This is a genomic window from Pseudanabaena sp. CCNP1317, assembly GCF_034931345.1.
GTDB classification, from domain to species: Bacteria; Cyanobacteriota; Cyanobacteriia; order Pseudanabaenales; family Pseudanabaenaceae; genus Pseudanabaena; species Pseudanabaena galeata.
The window spans coordinates 1-17,231 of the sequence record NZ_JAYGIF010000055.1; the positions used below are offsets into that span (position 1 = coordinate 1).

At 41.4% G+C, this 17,231-nt stretch carries 11 protein-coding genes and 1 pseudogene; 4 read left to right on the plus strand and 8 right to left on the minus strand.

Features of this window, described 5'->3' with window-relative positions; genetic code table 11:
• A pseudogene (locus VB775_RS10275) lies at positions 1-353 on the plus strand (photosystem II q(b) protein); the annotation flags it as partial.
• A gap of 70 nt (positions 354-423) precedes the next feature.
• On the opposite strand, the gene VB775_RS10280 reads toward VB775_RS10275, so the two are convergent.
• The 5 genes from VB775_RS10280 to VB775_RS10300 all read right to left on the minus strand — a co-directional run bounded on the left by VB775_RS10280 (position 424) and on the right by VB775_RS10300 (position 6,887).
• Positions 424-822 (minus strand): type II toxin-antitoxin system VapC family toxin, encoded by a 399-nt coding sequence (locus VB775_RS10280; RefSeq protein ID WP_281005444.1) that lies wholly within the window; start codon positions 820-822, stop codon positions 424-426.
• Entirely contained in the window at positions 810-1,034 is a 225-nt protein-coding gene (locus VB775_RS10285) for a hypothetical protein (RefSeq protein WP_281005445.1), read from the minus strand. Before VB775_RS10285 ends, VB775_RS10280 begins: the two co-directional genes overlap by 13 nt.
• Positions 1,035-1,127: 93 nt before the next feature.
• Positions 1,128-1,523 (minus strand): type II toxin-antitoxin system VapC family toxin, encoded by a 396-nt coding sequence (locus VB775_RS10290; protein ID WP_281005446.1) that lies wholly within the window; start codon positions 1,521-1,523, stop codon positions 1,128-1,130.
• Positions 1,511-1,732 (minus strand): hypothetical protein, encoded by a 222-nt coding sequence (locus VB775_RS10295; protein ID WP_281005447.1) that lies wholly within the window; start codon positions 1,730-1,732, stop codon positions 1,511-1,513. Before VB775_RS10295 ends, VB775_RS10290 begins: the two co-directional genes overlap by 13 nt.
• A 28-nt stretch (positions 1,733-1,760) precedes the next feature.
• Entirely contained in the window at positions 1,761-6,887 is a 5,127-nt protein-coding gene (locus tag VB775_RS10300; RefSeq protein ID WP_281005449.1) for a DUF4011 domain-containing protein, read from the minus strand.
• Between the two features lie 514 nt (positions 6,888-7,401).
• Between VB775_RS10300 and VB775_RS10305 the strand changes: the two genes are divergently transcribed.
• Positions 7,402-9,573: a glutamine synthetase III gene (locus VB775_RS10305; protein WP_281005450.1), complete on the plus strand. Its 2,172-nt coding sequence runs from the start codon at positions 7,402-7,404 to the stop codon at positions 9,571-9,573.
• Between the two features lie 216 nt (positions 9,574-9,789).
• On the opposite strand, the gene VB775_RS10310 is transcribed toward VB775_RS10305, so the two are convergent.
• Both VB775_RS10310 and VB775_RS10315 read right to left on the minus strand, forming a co-directional pair.
• A complete protein-coding gene (locus VB775_RS10310) occupies positions 9,790-11,334 on the minus strand; it encodes an NAD(P)H-hydrate dehydratase (RefSeq protein ID WP_281005451.1) in 1,545 nt (514 codons plus the stop codon).
• Positions 11,335-11,396: 62 nt separating this feature from the next.
• A complete protein-coding gene (locus tag VB775_RS10315) occupies positions 11,397-13,268 on the minus strand; it encodes a protein phosphatase 2C domain-containing protein (protein WP_281005452.1) in 1,872 nt (623 codons plus the stop codon).
• Between the two features lie 644 nt (positions 13,269-13,912).
• Here VB775_RS10315 and hrcA point away from each other — a divergent pair.
• Entirely contained in the window at positions 13,913-14,977 is a 1,065-nt protein-coding gene (gene hrcA, locus VB775_RS10320) for a heat-inducible transcriptional repressor HrcA (protein ID WP_281005453.1), read from the plus strand.
• Positions 14,978-15,104: 127 nt separating this feature from the next.
• Positions 15,105-15,680 carry a Uma2 family endonuclease gene (locus tag VB775_RS10325; RefSeq protein ID WP_281005454.1) on the plus strand — a complete coding sequence of 192 codons (576 nt, stop codon included), beginning with the start codon at positions 15,105-15,107 and terminating at the stop codon, positions 15,678-15,680.
• A gap of 3 nt (positions 15,681-15,683) precedes the next feature.
• On the opposite strand, the gene VB775_RS10330 is transcribed toward VB775_RS10325, so the two are convergent.
• Positions 15,684-16,835, minus strand: coding sequence for an ABC transporter ATP-binding protein (locus VB775_RS10330; RefSeq protein ID WP_281005455.1), 1,152 nt, complete (start codon positions 16,833-16,835; stop codon positions 15,684-15,686).
• Between the last annotated feature and the right edge of the window lie 396 nt (positions 16,836-17,231).

Below are 17,231 nucleotides of genomic sequence, written 5' to 3' on the forward strand. Positions count from 1 at the left end.
AAACCTACAACATCGTTGCAGCCCACGGCTACTTCGGTCGCTTGATTTTCCAATACGCTTCCTTCAACAATAGCCGTTCCTTGCACTTCTTCTTGGCTCTATGGCCAGTAGTTGGCATCTGGTTCACAGCATTGGGCGTAAGCACAATGGCTTTCAACTTGAACGGATTCAACTTCAACCAATCGATTTCTGACAGCCAAGGACGAGTAGTACCTAGCTGGGCAGACGTAATCAACCGCGCTAACTTGGGCATGGAAGTAATGCACGAGCGCAATGCTCACAACTTCCCTCTCGATTTGGCAGCAGTTGATGTAGCACCAGTAGCAATGGCTGCTCCTGCTATCAACGGTTAATCGACTAGTCTAGTCATCTCGAAATAAAAAAGACTCTCCGCAAGGAGGGGCTTTTTTATTTGTGCAGAATTTACATCAAATAATTTTCTAGCTCAGGATATTTAGAAAATAAGCTGTCAACACTGGCAAGTTTTGCGCCATATTCTAATGCGGTAGCGATAATAAGGCGATCAAAAGGATCTTTGTGAATGGGGGATAGATTTACGGCTCTGACCGTAATTTCTGGAGTTAGTGGAAACAACTCAATTCCTGATGGAAGTAGAGCTTCTTCAAGCCATTCTGATATTGGACATGGCAATTCTAGTCTTCCTTTTTGAGATGCGAGCGCAATTTCATAACAAGATATTGCAGATACGCCAACTTGAGGTGCAGTTTCGATCGCTGTTTGCCAAGAATCAGGAATTTTCTGAAAATCTTCTGTCATCAGCCAAAACCAAATATGAGTATCTAGCACAGTTATTTCAGACATTCCCAATCCTCTTCATCGACAATAGGGCTAACAATATCGCCTAATGTTCTGCCTTTACCTGCGATCGCTTTTGATGGAGAGCGTCTTTTAATTTGGGTGACTTTATTTTCTTCGGCAATTACGATAATGGCGCGAGTTGTCTGGAAATTTGGTTTTTCGCCTAGCCATGTAATGCGATCGCCTTCAATGGCAACTTCATAACTTTTGAGCATGGTTGTTTATCTCCTTAAAGTATTTTCAAATTCTTGTTTTTTGCTAGAGATGAGAGAGCGGAGGCGATCGCCTTTTTCCTGTTGTTCCTCAATTTACATGAGATAATTTTCTAATTCAGGATATTTAGAGAATAAACTGTCAACACTGGCAAGTTTTGCACCATATTCTAACGCAGTGGCGATGATTAAGCGATCGAAGGGATCTTTGTGAATGGGCATTAGGTTTACGGCTCTGGTGGTAATTTCTGGAGTCAATGGCAATAGTTCGATTTTGGCAGGTGCTAATGCTCTGCTAAACCATTCTCTAGAAGAACAGGTTAGCTCTAATCTGCCTCGACTTTGGGCTAAGGCAATTTCATAGCAAGATAGAGGAGATACTGCTAATATCTCGGCTTCAAAGCGTTCAAGCCAAGATGAGGGAAACTGATCGAAGTTTGAGTTGATTAGCCATAACCAAATATGGGTGTCGAGAACGATTATTTCAGACATTCCCAGTCCTCTTCATCGACAATAGGATTCACGATATCACCTAATATTTTCACTTTGCCAGCCATATCAGGTATAGGAAAACGTCTTTTTATTTGGGGTTTAGTTTCTTCTAGGATGGTTACAATAATTCGGGCTGATGTGATTTCTGGTTGTTCGGACAGCCATTTAATTTGTCCGTTCTCGTAGGTTGCTTCATAACTTTTAAGCATGGTTGTTTTTCCTCTGAGTAAATAACGTTTACGGTAAAGTGATAGCGGGGTTTACAATCTGATTGATGTATCTAATTAACTTCTCAATTTCTGCATCAGGATTTTTAAACCAGTCAGTAGACCAAATTCGGTACAGTTTCCAGCCTAGTTTTTCAAGTACTTCTTGGCGATATCGATCGCGATCGCGTGCTGCTTTGGATGAGTGATAGGTAGCGCCATCACACTCAATACCCAATAAATATGTTCCTGAGCGATTGGGAGCGACTATTGCCAGATCAATAAAGTAGTTAGCAACTCCAACCTGTGCTACAACTTCAAAGCCTTTAGCTCGTATAGCTTTAGCAACAAATACTTCAAAGTCACTATCTGGCTCTCTACCTGTTAGCCTTGCCGTTTCCAGTTGTTGAGTCTGAATATATTCTAAATAATCTCGCAGAGCATGAACGCCACGATTAGAGGCTTCTGTAGGACGAATATCGGCAGCAGTCATAGAAGAAAATACTTCAATGCGTTCTTTAGCACGGGTGAAGAGTACGTTTAGTCGTCTATGTCCGTTAGCGCTATTGATTGGACCAAATCTTTGAGCAACTGATAGGTCGGGACGTTCACGACCATACACTGTAGAGATGAAAATAACATCACGTTCATCACCTTGGACATTTTCTAGGTTTTTGATAAAGAATGATGACAGGGTTTCTTCCCATTTAGCAATGTAATCGGCAATTTCAGGATGATTATTAACGAGTAAGCTCATCTCATCTTGTAGCAAGTCTCTTTGTTTTTGATTGAGTGTTACTACGCCTAGAGATAGCTCTGGAGAATTTTTCATGAATTCTAAAATTGCTTCTGCGACTTTCCTCACTTCAATGGGATTAACACCTGATTGATATAGTCCGTCTGCGATGTGATGATAGTTAATGGCGAATTTGCGATTAGGGGAGGGGAAAACAGTGAGGCTATTATCATAAAAATGTTTGTTAGAGAAGGCAATCAAGCTCTCATGTCGTGATCGATAGTGCCATTTGAGTCGGCGTACACTGAATGCTTTGATTGTCATGTCCAGAATAGACTCTTCATCGTTATCATCAGTCGCCCCAGCAGTAGAACTAAAGAAGTTTGTGGGTGGTAATTGCTTGGGATCTCCTACCACTACTAGCTGTTTGCCTCTAGCCATTACACCTAATGCTTCTTCTGGGCGCATTTGTGAGGCTTCATCAATAACGACTAGATCGAAGCGAATGGAATTTGAAGGGATAAACTGTGCCACACTGGCAGGAGACATCATCCAGCATGGATGAAGAGATTGCAAAGCATTTCCTGAACGTTGAAGGAGACTTCGTAAGGGTGCTAGCCTAGACTGTTTGCTAATCTCATTTTTAATGAGTGCTTTTTCTGTCCAAGTATTTTTTAGTCCCCTTCCGTTACCTTCAGGAATTTGATTTTGAGCTAGTTGTGCAGCTAACTTATTTTGATAAAGATTCAGTATCTCTCGATCCAGTTTTTGAAATTTTTGACGCGCAATTAGCTGATCTTCTCCCTTAAATAATCTTAAATTGTCATGTTTTTTGTGAATTTTACTTACAAGAGAACGATAAAAAATGTTTCTGTACAGGCAGTCAAACTGTTCTTCATTCAGATTAGAAACACTAGTAACATCAACAAAATCCCATAAATTTGCTGACTTTATTTTAGCTTTGACTTGGCTATAGGATAGATACCTTTGAAGAGAATCTAGTTGATTTAGCTGTTGTATGCGATCGCGTAGCCTAGTGGCATTACAATCTAAGATTTTCGCATTGCCAAACATTGTTAGACTGTCAATCTTTCCTAGAGATAAAATAGTTTCGCAATATCGATCTTGTTTCTGTATAAAAGAATGGTATTGCGTTCTAAATTCCTTAGTGCCTGCAATAAATTCGCTAACATTAGGACTTAAGCATTGATTTCTAATATTTTCTGGTAATTGTGCTTTGTGCATTAATTCTCCCCAATTAAGGCAACCTTGCAATGATTCCAGAGAAAATAATTCTGATTTTGGATAAGTTCCTAAAATACTAGTAAACAATGGGGAATCGAGATCTTCTTGTGATCGTCGATAATTGTAAATTTCCGACATCAGCAATGGGATCTCCTGCAAAGACAGGTCAGGTCTAATTTTTAGTTGTAATAAATTTTGATATGTCTGCTCTATTTCCTGTTTTCGGTTTTCTAAAATAGTCAAAGCTGAATCTGAACTACTAATAGTTAAGACTCCACTATTTACCAAGTTTTGGCAAATCTTATATAAGCCTTGAAAATCAGGAGAATTAATATAACTAATTGCATTTCTTAAATTGTCTAAAGGAGAGTTTACAACAAAGTTTCTGATTTTATCTTTACAAGAAATTTCAGCAGTTAATTCCTCTAATTTCTTCCCAAAATTATTTATCTCGAAACAAACTTTGTAGTCTGTCTCAAACTCTCGATAAAGTTTGCCACATATTACATCTATTCCATCTTTGTCTTTTAAGACAGTATATTCATCCCAAAAGTCAGCAACTTGAATAAGTATCTGAGAAATTTCTTGATCACTATTAGTCTTAGCAAAGTTTTTTATTGTATGCCAAGTCTTATGTGCTGCATGATATTCTCCGTCAATAAAAAAGAAAATCCCTGCATTAACTATTCTTTTTGCATAGTGTCGTAACTTTGCAGAATCCGTAAATCGATTTAGATGAACGGCATTATTCAAGAATACAAATTTTTTCTGAAGTGACTCAGCTTTAGATAATATTTTGAGATTTGTAGGATTACACAGTTTAGGATTACGGTAACGCAGAATATATTCTGGTGTGCTTTCCGCAAAACTAAACACAGCATTAATATTTAAAATATCCCCAAGTTGGATCTCTGAGTTTAAGTTAAGCAAATTTTGCAGATGTTCAAAAATGGGTAAAATACGTTGCCACTGCTCTAAATTATTGCGGTCACTACTCCATAACTGATGTACTTGATTTCTAATTGGTTGAGTATTCCATTCATTAGGAAGTTGACGAGATTGCTTAATAGAATGTAACTTTGAAACAAATTCTTGTACTTGATCAAGGTCAAATGACTCTGGATTCTCATTGTCAAAAAACTTGTTTACATTATTCAGTAGTTGCTTAGTTTCAGAATATTTTTGAACAAACTCTCGACAAATTAGAATGGAAGACTGAGATCTTAAAGATGCTAATAAAGCAATCTCGATTTGCGTTGGTAGTTCAGGGATTTTTATAAGTAAATCATCTAGCTGTTTTAGGTTGCCTATAGTTGGATTATGAGAAAGCTCAAATATAGCGGCTTGCTTTTGATAAAGATTTAATGTCTCAGAAATTACTTTACTCAATTCTGAGAAAGATCTTATTAATTGTTCTTGTTCAATAGGATCAATATCTAAAGAATTAACTCCTTTCCAAATATCTATATTTTGCTTGGATTCTTCTACTTCAGTTTTAATTCTGACAAACTTTCTTAATAATGTGCGATGTTTGTCAAAGTCAAATCTAGTTAGAGATTGTGGATTCGCTATACTAAGACTTAATAAATTTTCGGGAATATTTGCTGACTTAAATTCTTGTTGTAGACTTTTAGCTCTCCAAAGAATTTCTTGAATTGTATGAATTTTGTTCTCATCGCCCATTGCCCCAAACGGTTGATTGAGTAGCTCTACATAGTCAGTGAGTTGTTGACGATTCCTTAAATACTCGCGTTCGATATCATCAGGATTAGCAGATTGTGTAACAGATCCTCTCTCACATCTAGTTTTAATTTCTTTGTAGACATCAACTTTAGGCTTATTAGTTGAATGAATTTCCAGACAAAAATCTCTTAGTCCTACGGCATCAAGGCGATCTCGTACCACCTCCACTGCTGCCATTTTCTCCGATACAAATAGCACCGTTTTTCCCTTGGCTAGAGCCGCCGCAATCAAATTTGTGATTGTCTGACTTTTTCCAGTTCCGGGAGGTCCCTCAATAACTAGATTTTTCCCATCCATCACATCAACAATTGCCGAAAACTGAGAAGCATCAGTTTCAGAAATAATCAAAGGAACTCGATGGCTAATTTCTGGCTTGTCTACCTCATAATCGCTAGGTATTTTAAATGTGTCATGCGTCTCAGTATTACCGCCACCAAGCAAACTAGAGACGATAGGATGACTTGCTAACCCATCATTAGTCCAATTTTCTGGATCGATATCTTTATAAAGTGCAAAATTTCCAAACGAAAATAAACTCAAAGTCACAAATCGCCGCACTTGCCATCGATTCAGCCCTTCGATTAACTGTGCAACTTCCCGAAAATAAGCATCAGGTGAACTAGCTTCTTGAAAGTCAGGTAAATCAATGCCAAAATCCCGTCTTAGCCTTTCGCGTAAACATGGATTTACCTCAACCTCATCTTCATGAGCTTTAATAAAATAGCGATATTGCCCCCTTACTGATTCACGCTCAATACTTACTGGATAAAGCAGCAAAGGTGAAATAAAGCGCACATCAGAAGACTCAGACTCAAACCATTCCAACATCCCAAACGCTAGATAGAGCGTATTTCGTCCCGTTTCCTGAATAGATGTACGCGCCCCCGATGATAATCCTGATGCTTTGCGTTCAAACTCTTTCGGAAAAAGTAGAGTTTGTAAAACCAAATTATTACTCATGCCATCTGTGACTGAAGAAGGCAAATCATAGGCAGGATTAATCCCAAGTCCTTGCGCCTGTTGTTGAGGTGTTGGGCTGATCTTAGAACCGATCAATTTTGGCAGCTTTAGCTTAGCTCTTACCTTGTCTCGCAATAATCTTTCAATTGCCTGTAAATTTTCTGGACTTTCATCATCATTGGCGATCGCACTTTGATACTGCTCATCCGTGCTACGCATTTCTATGAGCATTTGTTGAAACTGCTCACTATTCTCATCGGGCGGCGTACTATCTGGCTCAGGCAAAGTCTCTAAGACCAGTTTTCTGCCATCGTTTAGACGCTTGTAAATCCGATCTGGCGCATCATTCACAATCCGAATCTGTGTACGCGCCTTTTCTGAAAACTTAAAGTTTAAGAGCTTATTCCTAGCCGAGAGATCAAGCAGCTTATCTTGAAATTTTCTGATCGTTTGGTAGACAAGCTCTTGACTCATAACAATTTAGGATTTCCGATTATTTGCTTTATATATTTTAACTAGACTTTGTTAGTCCAATGATACTAAATAGACTTATTCAACCCAAATTTAGCAATAACTACTGATTAAAAGTAAATACTAAGCGATATGGCGCTGGCTCACTAATTAGTGATATTAAGCTGTAATCCCTATCTGGCAACGATTTCAGGCTTTAGTCGCAATTTACTTGTCAAGCCTTGCCAATCAAAGTCTTCATCGCTCTATCACTAAATCGCCCTATCACTAATTAGCTGTCCTGCGCCTAGAATTCCTGTAAATAAGCTTGGATTTGTACTATAGGCGATCGCTCCAAAGCAAAAACGAAGCAAATCTATGACAAGTATCTAAAAATAAAAAGATAATTTGGATCTCTTGATTTTTTGTGCGCGTTAATACCAATCAAGTGCAATCAATTCGGTATCTTTTTTAGCCATTTGATAAATATATCTTGAGTATGATTGTAAAAACCTGACAATACTCTCTAAAAATAATCATGAGCGGAAACGAGTCACGCATTCAAGCTATTTATCAGATCACCAATCGTGAACCACAGCCCAAGAAGGCTCCAAAGCGATTGGAGGAGATGTGGGCAACCGATGTGTTTACTCTGGGCAAAATGCAAGAATGTCTACCCAAGACAGTCTTCAAATCGATCAAGAAAACTATTCAAACTGGCGAACCTCTTGATGGCTCAGTAGCTGACGCGATCGCACTAGCAATGAAAGACTGGGCTATCTCGAAAGGCGCATTATATTACGCCCACGTCTTTTATCCTTTGACCAACGCTACAGCCGAAAAGCATGATGGCTTTATCTCAGTTCAAAGCGACGGTTCGGCGATTTCAGAATTTGCTGGCAAGTTATTAGTACAAGGCGAACCAGACGGATCTTCGTTCCCCAATGGCGGTATTCGCTCCACTTTTGAAGCACGCGGTTACACAGCATGGGATGTAACTAGCCCCGCTTACATCATGGAAACCGACAATGGTTCTACATTGTGTATTCCTACAGTTTTCGTATCTTGGACTGGCGAAGCTCTAGATAAGAAAACCCCCTTGTTGCGTTCCAATGCAGCCATGAACAAAGCTGCCACCAAAGTTTTAAAGATTTTGGGTGAAAAAGAAGTTGCTCCTGTTAACTCTAGCTGTGGCGCTGAACAAGAATATTTCTTAGTAGATTCCAATTTTGCCAATGCACGCCCCGACTTGCTACTAGCAGGTCGTACCCTATTTGGTAAGTCATCGGCAAAGGGTCAACAATTTGATGACCATTACTTTGGTGCAATTCCAGAACGAGTCCAAGTCTTCATGCAAGATGTGGAAGAGCGTTTGTATCGTCTCGGCATTCCTGCTAAGACCCGTCACAACGAAGTTGCTCCTGGTCAATTTGAAATTGCCCCATATTTTGAAGCAGCTAATGTGGCAACCGATCACCAACAAATGCTGATGACTATCCTCCGCTTCACTGCTAAGAAGCATGGATTTGTCTGTTTACTGCACGAAAAGCCCTTTGCAGGTATCAATGGTTCGGGTAAACACGTTAACTGGTCAGTTGGTAATGCGACCCAAGGTAACCTGCTCGATCCAGGCGATACCCCCCACTCCAATGCTCAATTCTTGGTTTTCTGTGGTGCGATTATTCGTGGCGTTCATACCTATGGACCTCTGTTGCGCTCAGTTGTGGCAACTGCTAGCAACGATCACCGCCTCGGTGCAAACGAAGCTCCTCCAGCGATCATCTCCATGTACCTAGGTTCACAGCTTGAGGATGTATTTGAACAAATTCGTCAAGGTGAACTGAAAAGCTCTACTGGTAAGGGCTTGATGAATATTGGTGTAGACACTCTGCCAATCTTGCCTACAGACCCAGGCGATCGCAACCGTACTTCTCCTTTTGCTTTTACTGGCAACCGCTTTGAGTTCCGTGCTGTTGGTTCAGGACAATCTGTGGCTGGTCCACTTGTTGCCATGAACACGATTTTGGCAGACTCCCTCAACTGGATGGCAGGTAAACTAGAAGACGAACTAGCTAAAGGTGCTGAACTGAGTACTGCTATTTCTACAGTTCTTAAAGAAGTGATGGAATTGCATGGCGCAGTTATCTTCAATGGTAATGGCTATTCTGAAGAATGGCACAAGCTTGCAGCCGAACGTGGCTTAGCCAACCTTCGCACTACTGCTGATGCTCTACCTGTTCTGAAGGAATCTTATATCGAAGAATTGTTCAGCAAGATGGGAGTTCTCTCTCCTGTTGAGCTAGCTAGCCGCTTTGAAACCTATGCAGAGCAGTATATTCTCTCGATTGAAGTGGAAGCTAAGCTCGTTGTCAGTATGGTGAAAACCATGATTTACCCTGCGGCAACTCGCTATCTTGCAGATCTCAGCAATACTTCACTGAGCTTGAAAGAGATTGGTGTGGACTTTGATAAGGAAAGCATCGAAAAAGTCGCATCTTTGACTAAGCTAGCCATGGATGGAGTCAGCAAGCTCAGTGATGCTTTGTCAAAACATGATTTCGCCTCTATTGAAGAACATATGCAGTTTCTCTCACAAACTGTACGTCCTCTAATGGATGGAATTCGTGGCTATGTTGATGCCTTAGAAGGTGAAGTTGCTGATGACCTATGGCCATTGCCCACTTACCAAGAAATGCTTTTCATCAAGTAAGTAGCTCACCATAATTAAACCCTAAAACCAGAAGCTGTCCCGCCCGCTACGCGGGCGGGAAGCTTTCTAGGTTTTTAGTTTACTTATGCCTAGCTACTTAATACAAACATAGAAAATAGCTAAGCCGTTTTCTATGTCCCCCTAAAGGAAAATGGCAGCGCTTTTCGCTGCCATTTTCCTTTAGGGGTTAAAAAAGCTTCGCATTGCGACGCTTTTTTATTTGTCAGTTTTTGAAAACTGTAAAAATGGTAATAAATTTTGAGCAAGGGTCACAGGATCAACTCCCATTTCAGTGCGCTGCTTTGCTAGCCATATGGCTGTTTGCGAATGCCAAACCGTCGCAGCGATCGCTGCATCCTTTGCTGATACCCCCTGGGCTAAGATACCGCCGAGCATACCTGCTAGGACATCACCACTACCGCCCCTTGCCAAGGCTGGCGTACTTTCTGGGTTGATCCATGTCTGTATTCTTGCTTCTATGGGAACAGCGATCGCCGTTCTTGCGCCCTTAAGTAAAATAGTTGCTTTTGTTTGATTTACAGCAGTTTGCAGAGCCTCTAATCTTTCCACTTCACGCAAGTCTGGAAATAATCGACAAAACTCGCCCCAATGCGGTGTGAGGATGCTCGAACTACTGCGCTGATTTAATCTCTCTCTGATTTGAGCTTTGCCCATAGATGCTAAAGCATTTAAGCCATCGGCATCAAGAACTAAAGGGCGATCGCTATTTACTACCTGTTCCACAATTGGGAATGCGTCAAGAGAAAGTCCACAGCCACAAGTAATTGCTTGATATTTCTGCAAATCAAGATCTGGTAATGAAGCGATCGCTCCTGACTCAGTTTCAGGACAGCCAATTACAAGGGCTTCGGGAACTTGGGAGAGGATGATTGGTTTGAGGGAATTAGGAACGGCGATCGACAACATGCCGATACCTGTAGCTTTAGCTCCCATTGCCGCCAGAATTGCAGCACCACCATATTTTTGAGAACCGACCACCAATAACAAATGCCCGATTTCATATTTATGGGTGATCACACTTCGAGAAATTGGGAAGTTCTTTAGTAGGCTTTGTTGCGGATGAATCCGCCAGAGATGATGCTCACCTAGTACTTGCAAAATGAATTTTTCAGGGATATCAAAGCTGATTCTTTCAAGTTTACCAACATAGGGAGTAGCGGCTTCTGTAAGTAAGCCTCGCTTCCATAGACCTAAGCAAAAGGTACTGGTCGCCTGAATCGCTGTTCCCATAACACCGCCATGATCGGTATGGATTCCTGAAGGCAAGTCAATGCTGACGATTGGGATTTGCCAATTGTTGATTGTGTTGATCGCGATCGCCACATCACCAACCACCTCACGCGCTAATCCAAATCCAAATAAGCCATCGATTAACAGATTACAATCTGGCAATGCCTCTAAAGATACAAAGGGAATCCCTAAACTTTTGGCATAACAGCCATGCACTCGTGTTAATGGTTTCGATTTAGCAAAGGGGGTATAAATTTTGACCTGTCGCCCTTGATGATGCAGTTCTCTCGCAACTACTAAGGCATCGCCACCATTATGTCCAGAGCCAGCTAAGATACCGACATGCGGGTAAGATTGCACAGGATAGAGTTCCGTCAAGCGTTGGGTAATCCTGATTGCTACTTTTTCCATCAAGGCAGCAACAGGCATTCCTGCCTGAAAAATCAAATTTTCGATCGCTTGCATTTGTGATGCTGTAGCGATCGCCTGTGATGAGAGCGATTCAATCATTAGATTTCTCCCAGTTATTTGATGGCGCGGCTACGCCGCGCCATCAAATAACTGGGACCAACTTATTGGACAAATCTCTGGAGACTTTCTGGCAAGTTTGGGCGAACCCAATCTCTAACTTGTTTGAACTGCATCGCAGCTAAACCACTGCCCAGAATCAGAGCCACTAAAATTAAAATAATAATAAAAGCGCTATTGGTTTGCTTCGGTACAGCAAATTCAGTTTTAGCCGAATCAATATCCATGAGTTCAGGTTCGATATTGTCTGAAGCTTGCGAGTCTAGTGATGTCCGAGCCAAAGCACCTGCTTGCTCTTCCGTTTCAGGCTGAATATCTTCAGTATCTGCTTCTTCTTCGGCAGTACTGGTTGTTGCGGGGATACCATCTTCACCTACCTGATCTTCCTCAGGATCGATTGGGGCAAAGCGGCAACGCATCAACGCAACTGTGATATTGTCATGCCCATTTAATTCATTAGCCTGATCGATTAGATCCTGACAACTGCGGTCAAGGGGCTTATTTTCACTCAAAACTGGCAGCAGGTAGCGATCGCCAATTTGCTCGATCCGATCAAAATCACTCAAGCCATCGGAGCAAAGTAGCAAGAGGCAATCTTCATCGATAAAAAATCTTTGTACCCGTGGGACAAGCATATCCGAGGATCTTGTGCCTAAAGCTTGGATTAAGGCTCCCCCATCAATGCGCTGCGAAGAATAGGCATAGAAGTTATAGCCAAGGGTGGTTTCACGAGTAGCCACATCATCATCAAGGGTAACTTGACGCAAATTGTCTTTGGTGACGCAATAGAGGCGGCTATCTCCCACATGTACCACATAGACTTCATTGCTCATCTTGCCATTAGGACGCGGCATCACTGCCATTACGAGCGTTGTCCCCATACGTTGCTGAGCTTGACGCTGCTGCTGGTCATTGATGGCAACAATTTGATTGTTAACAACGCGAGCCACCATTTCCAGTTGAGCAATAAAACCTTGGGAAGAAAAATCAGGATCGTTTTCAGCTTGTTGTAATAAAGTTTTTAGTTGCTGCTCTAGAGTCTTAATTGCAAGGGAACTTGCCACTTCGCCGCCTTCATGTCCACCCAGACCATCACATACAACCGCAAGACGATCGCGGAGACTATCCGCCTGTTCAGCACGTTTTTGGCGTTTTACATCAGGGTAGCAAGCATCTTCGTTATGTTCGCGTTGTTGTCCGACATCACTAGCACTGGCGATTCGCACTGTAAGCGGTTGATTTTCCATCACCTTGAGCGTCATTTGATCGAGGTAGGCGATCGCACTGTTAATGTCGTATTCACCACGACCTAGGCTGTAGAAAAATTCCGCGATCGGTTCGGCAATCTCAGGCTTAGCCAAATCCAACCATTGCACCCAAATATCGCCTAATTGCGAAATATGCACAGCCGCAACATCCGCTTGCAATTCCAACAAGCGCACCCACATCCCATCAACCCGTACCAATTTGAAATCAATCAAGGTACGAGCCATGTTCTGCTCAGCTAGAGGTTGCCAGAGGTTTAGCACTTGCCACAGCAGATTAATTTGCCGCAGAGCTGATGCTTCCGCCCATGCCTCGGCTAAGGTCGGACAGAGCTTGCCTTGTCGATCAATTGGCACATTTTCTAACAAAAATACTTCAGAAAGATTTAGCTCTTCACCGATCAGCAATAAGCCGTAAGGACGCGGCAAATGTAAGCTCAGACGTGACAACTTGAGATAAGACACCACATAGGTCTGAAATTCAAGGGGTAGCTCTGGCAGTGAATACGCATCTGTATCAACAACAATTTGCGAGGAGATGACACGGTAGCGATCGCCAATCAGAGATTCAGGGGGAAATGCTTCGGTGTCCAGTCCGACGGCCCAAAGATATTGCTGCTCAACTGCCGTAGCTTGCTCTTGTTTTTCCATGAAGGTATTGATCGCTTGCCAAAATTATGTGGTGAATATAGTGAAAAGCGCAGATGTCTTAGAACTATTGATAGATAAGGAGTATGCAACTTAATCAAAAATTTGTTTGATTATTATGTTGGGTGGCTTCACCATCCACATATGAAACGATTTTTAATTAAGTTACTAGTTTCTAAGGTAAGAATAGGAGGCGCTGAGCCATATCCTACCTATAAGTTAGAAGTTTTAACCTATTTGTTCAAGAGACATTTGGCTATTGTAGCGAAACAGAGAGAATATTTTTATGGATTTGTAAGTACCTGTGCAGAATAAATTCTCAAACCCGTAAAGTTGCGCCCCTGCGGGACGCAACTTTACGGGTTTGGGTTTGTAATTAATTAAGCCCATCTACTTACAGTGTTTCTGGGCGAGCAAATCTACAAAAATTAAGAGCCTGTACAACTTGTTACCAGATTTCTTTAGAATCTGGTTATTGTAGTAGTTAGACTTTTGAATAATTAAAAGTCAAATTTACCAGTAAAAATTTAATACTTATTTTTTTTCTTCCGTTTATTTTTTTGATTTATTTTTCAGTTTTTATCATTACCCCTTTTTTAGATCCCTTTTTTATAATTTTTTCAACATTAATTACAGCGCCATAACCTATGAAGCATCAACTTACCCATCGAGAACAAAAAGTTCTTTGGGCAACCATCGATCACTATATTCAAACGGCGGAACCAGTTGGCTCTAAGGCGTTGGTATCAGAGTATGACTTTGATATTAGCCCTGCGACGATCCGCAATGTGATGAATATGCTCGATCGCAGTGGTTTGTTGTATCAACCCCACACATCGGCGGGGCGCGTCCCCTCGGACTCTGGCTATCGAGTCTATGTTGATGAATTAATTGATCCTGCGAGCGAGTTAACCTACAGTACTCACAAATTTCTTGCTAGTAAAAATGAGCGCCTCGGTAAATCCAGTCTGGATGGGGTGATGCGGGATGTAGCTCAAATCTTGGCGACCTTAAGTGGCTGTATTGCGGTGATTACTGCCCCAAATATGCAAACGATGCGAATTCGACATTTGCAATTAGTAATGGTCGATCATTGTAAGGTGATGGCGATCGCGGTTAGTGATACTTACCACACGGCTTCAGTAACGATGGATTTGCCCAGTGAAACTAAGTCCGAAGTTTTAGAAGGTGAATTAAATATTCTCAATAATTTCTTAAATGAACATTTACGCGATAAAAACTGGTCTGAGTTAAACAGCGCTTTGCAATGGGATGATCTTGATCGCCAGTTTCAGCAATATGCGGTGTTGTTACAGAAATCTTTGCAACAGCTGATGAAGCTATGCGATCGCACGGCTTTGGGGCAGATGTTTATTAGTGGTTTAACTGAGCTATTACGTCAGCCTGAGTTTTCTAATTTGCGACAGGTGCAAAATATTGTGCAGTTACTCGAAGCTGATCGCGCTTCGTTGATGGCGCTAATTGTCGATCAGCCTACTCCTTCTGCTAATTCGGTCAGCATTAGAATCGGTTCAGAAATATCCATTGAGCCAATTCAGAACTGTACATTTATTTCTAGTACTTATCTCTGTGATGATAAGCCCGTAGGAACAGTTGGCGTATTAGGTCCAACACGTTTAGGTTATACAAGGGCGATCGCCTCAGTACAGGCAGCCGCATTACATCTAACCGATGCAATTAGTAAATGGTAGCCAATGGATCATGTGAAGGCAGTTTCCTGTTGATTAGCAAGCGATCGCTTATTGGGTCGTTGTAATAATTCTGTCATAATGAAAATTGGGATCTGCCATACCTAGCAGCAAGAGGCAAATATTCGTTATGAACGCCCTAACTATCAGCCTAGAGCCAATATTTGAATTAACAGATGAAAAGTTTTTTCAACTCTGCCAAAAAAATCGCGATCTAAGATTCGAGCGCAGCGCTCAAGGAGATATTACAATCATGGCTCCCGAAGGTAGTGACACAGGAATGCGTAGCATTGAGATTAGTGCGGACTTGGTGATTTGGAATCGTCTCAAAAAGTTAGGTGTCGCGTTTGGTTCTTCCGCAGGTTTTATATTGCCTAGTGGTGCAATGCGATCGCCTGATGCTTGTTGGATCTTAAAAGAAAGATGGGATGCCCTGACTCCAGAACAGCAATCTAAATTTGCACCAATTTGTCCAGACTTTGTAATTGAGTTAATGTCGAGAACCGATAGTTTGTCTACTGTCCAAGCCAAAATGCAAGAATATCAAGACAATGGCGCAAGACTCGGTTGGCTAATTAATCGGCGCGATCGCCAAGTAGAAATTTATCGCATTGGACAATCTGTCGAAGTTCTCCAATCACCAATTACGCTTTCTGGTGAAACAGTTTTACCTGACTTTGTGTTAGAGCTAACTTCTATTTGGTAAAAGCTAAATTTTGTTGTAAGGATGATGCAAAGTAACGCCAGATTTAGAATCAAAAGCATAAAGTTTATTTAGATCAAATCGCCAGAAACTGCGATCGCCAATTTGCCAATGATGCTCTAAGCCAATATCTGCCGAAACTCGCGCTCTTAATTCGCTATCTTGAAGTTTCAACAAGACGATTGTTTCTGATCCAAGAGCTTCCACTAGTTCCACAGTTCCCTCAAGATGTGCATCTGCTGACGTTGCGGGTTGTAAATCTTCAGGACGAAATCCAAGAGTGAAAGAGCGATCGCTACCAATTTCTCTAAGTGGCAATTCATTAATAGCGAGATCCTTAATCAAACTTTCCCCTTGCAAAAATCCATCGCCATTGACATTTACAGGTAGAAAATTCATCGGAGGGGAACCCATAAATCCAGCCACAAATTGATTTGCGGGTTTCCGATAAATATTCAGAGGTGTATCTACTTGCTGGATATCTCCCTTGTTTAAAACGACAATCCGATCGCCCATCGTCATCGCTTCGACTTGATCATGGGTGACATAAATCGTGGTTACTTGTAATTGCTTTTGTAACTGCACAATTTGCGATCGCGTATCACTGCGTAACTGGGCATCCAGATTGGATAACGGCTCATCCATTAGAAATACTTGCGGATTACGAGCGATTGCCCTCCCTAATGCAACTCGTTGTTTTTGACCGCCTGATAATTCTTTCGGTTTGCGCGTCAATAAATGGGAAATTTGCAAAGATTCGGCAACCTGCTGCACCCGCTGATCAATTTCGGCGCGTTGTTTTTTACTTGTTGTTGCAAACCAAGCCAAGGGTGAGGAATTTTGCGATCGCTGTCTCCTCAAGCCAAAAGCAATATTGTTATAAACCGTCATGTGCGGATAGAGCGCATAGCTTTGAAATACCATGGCAATATCCCGCACCTTCGGAGGTAAATGATTGATTTGGCGATCACCTAGGTAGATCGAACCATCGCTCACCTCTTCTAAACCAGCAATTAGGCGCAATAAAGTACTTTTGCCACAGCCTGAAGGACCTACTAAAACTAGGAATTCGCGATCCCCTACCTCTAGATCAATTTCTTTAAGAACAACATTTTGTCCAAATTTCTTGGTCACACCACACAATCGCACAGGAGCCATCGCAAAACATCCTAATTAAGTCAATTTTGAGATTTTCAGCAACTATTCCTTTCCCATCTAAGAATTAGTGTTGCTGTGCAAAGCACCGCAACACTAATTCTTGAGTTGTGTAATGTCTATTTTTAGACTGGGAATGGAGTTAAAGAGATGAAAATCCCAGAGTTCATTTTATCTCCTTGCGATCGAATATAACCGTATCCAAACCCAAAATAGAGTGGCGATGCGACGCATTTTCACTCTATTTTGGGTTTATGTCCTGAAACCATTGGCGACAGCAATAAAACCCAAATAATTTTTAAAAGCCTTGCTTTGTAAGGCTTCTAAAAATTACTTGGGTTTTATATCAAGATTTTTACTGGAGTTGTTAAGGAATGTTACTTAGTTTCTAATAGTTGA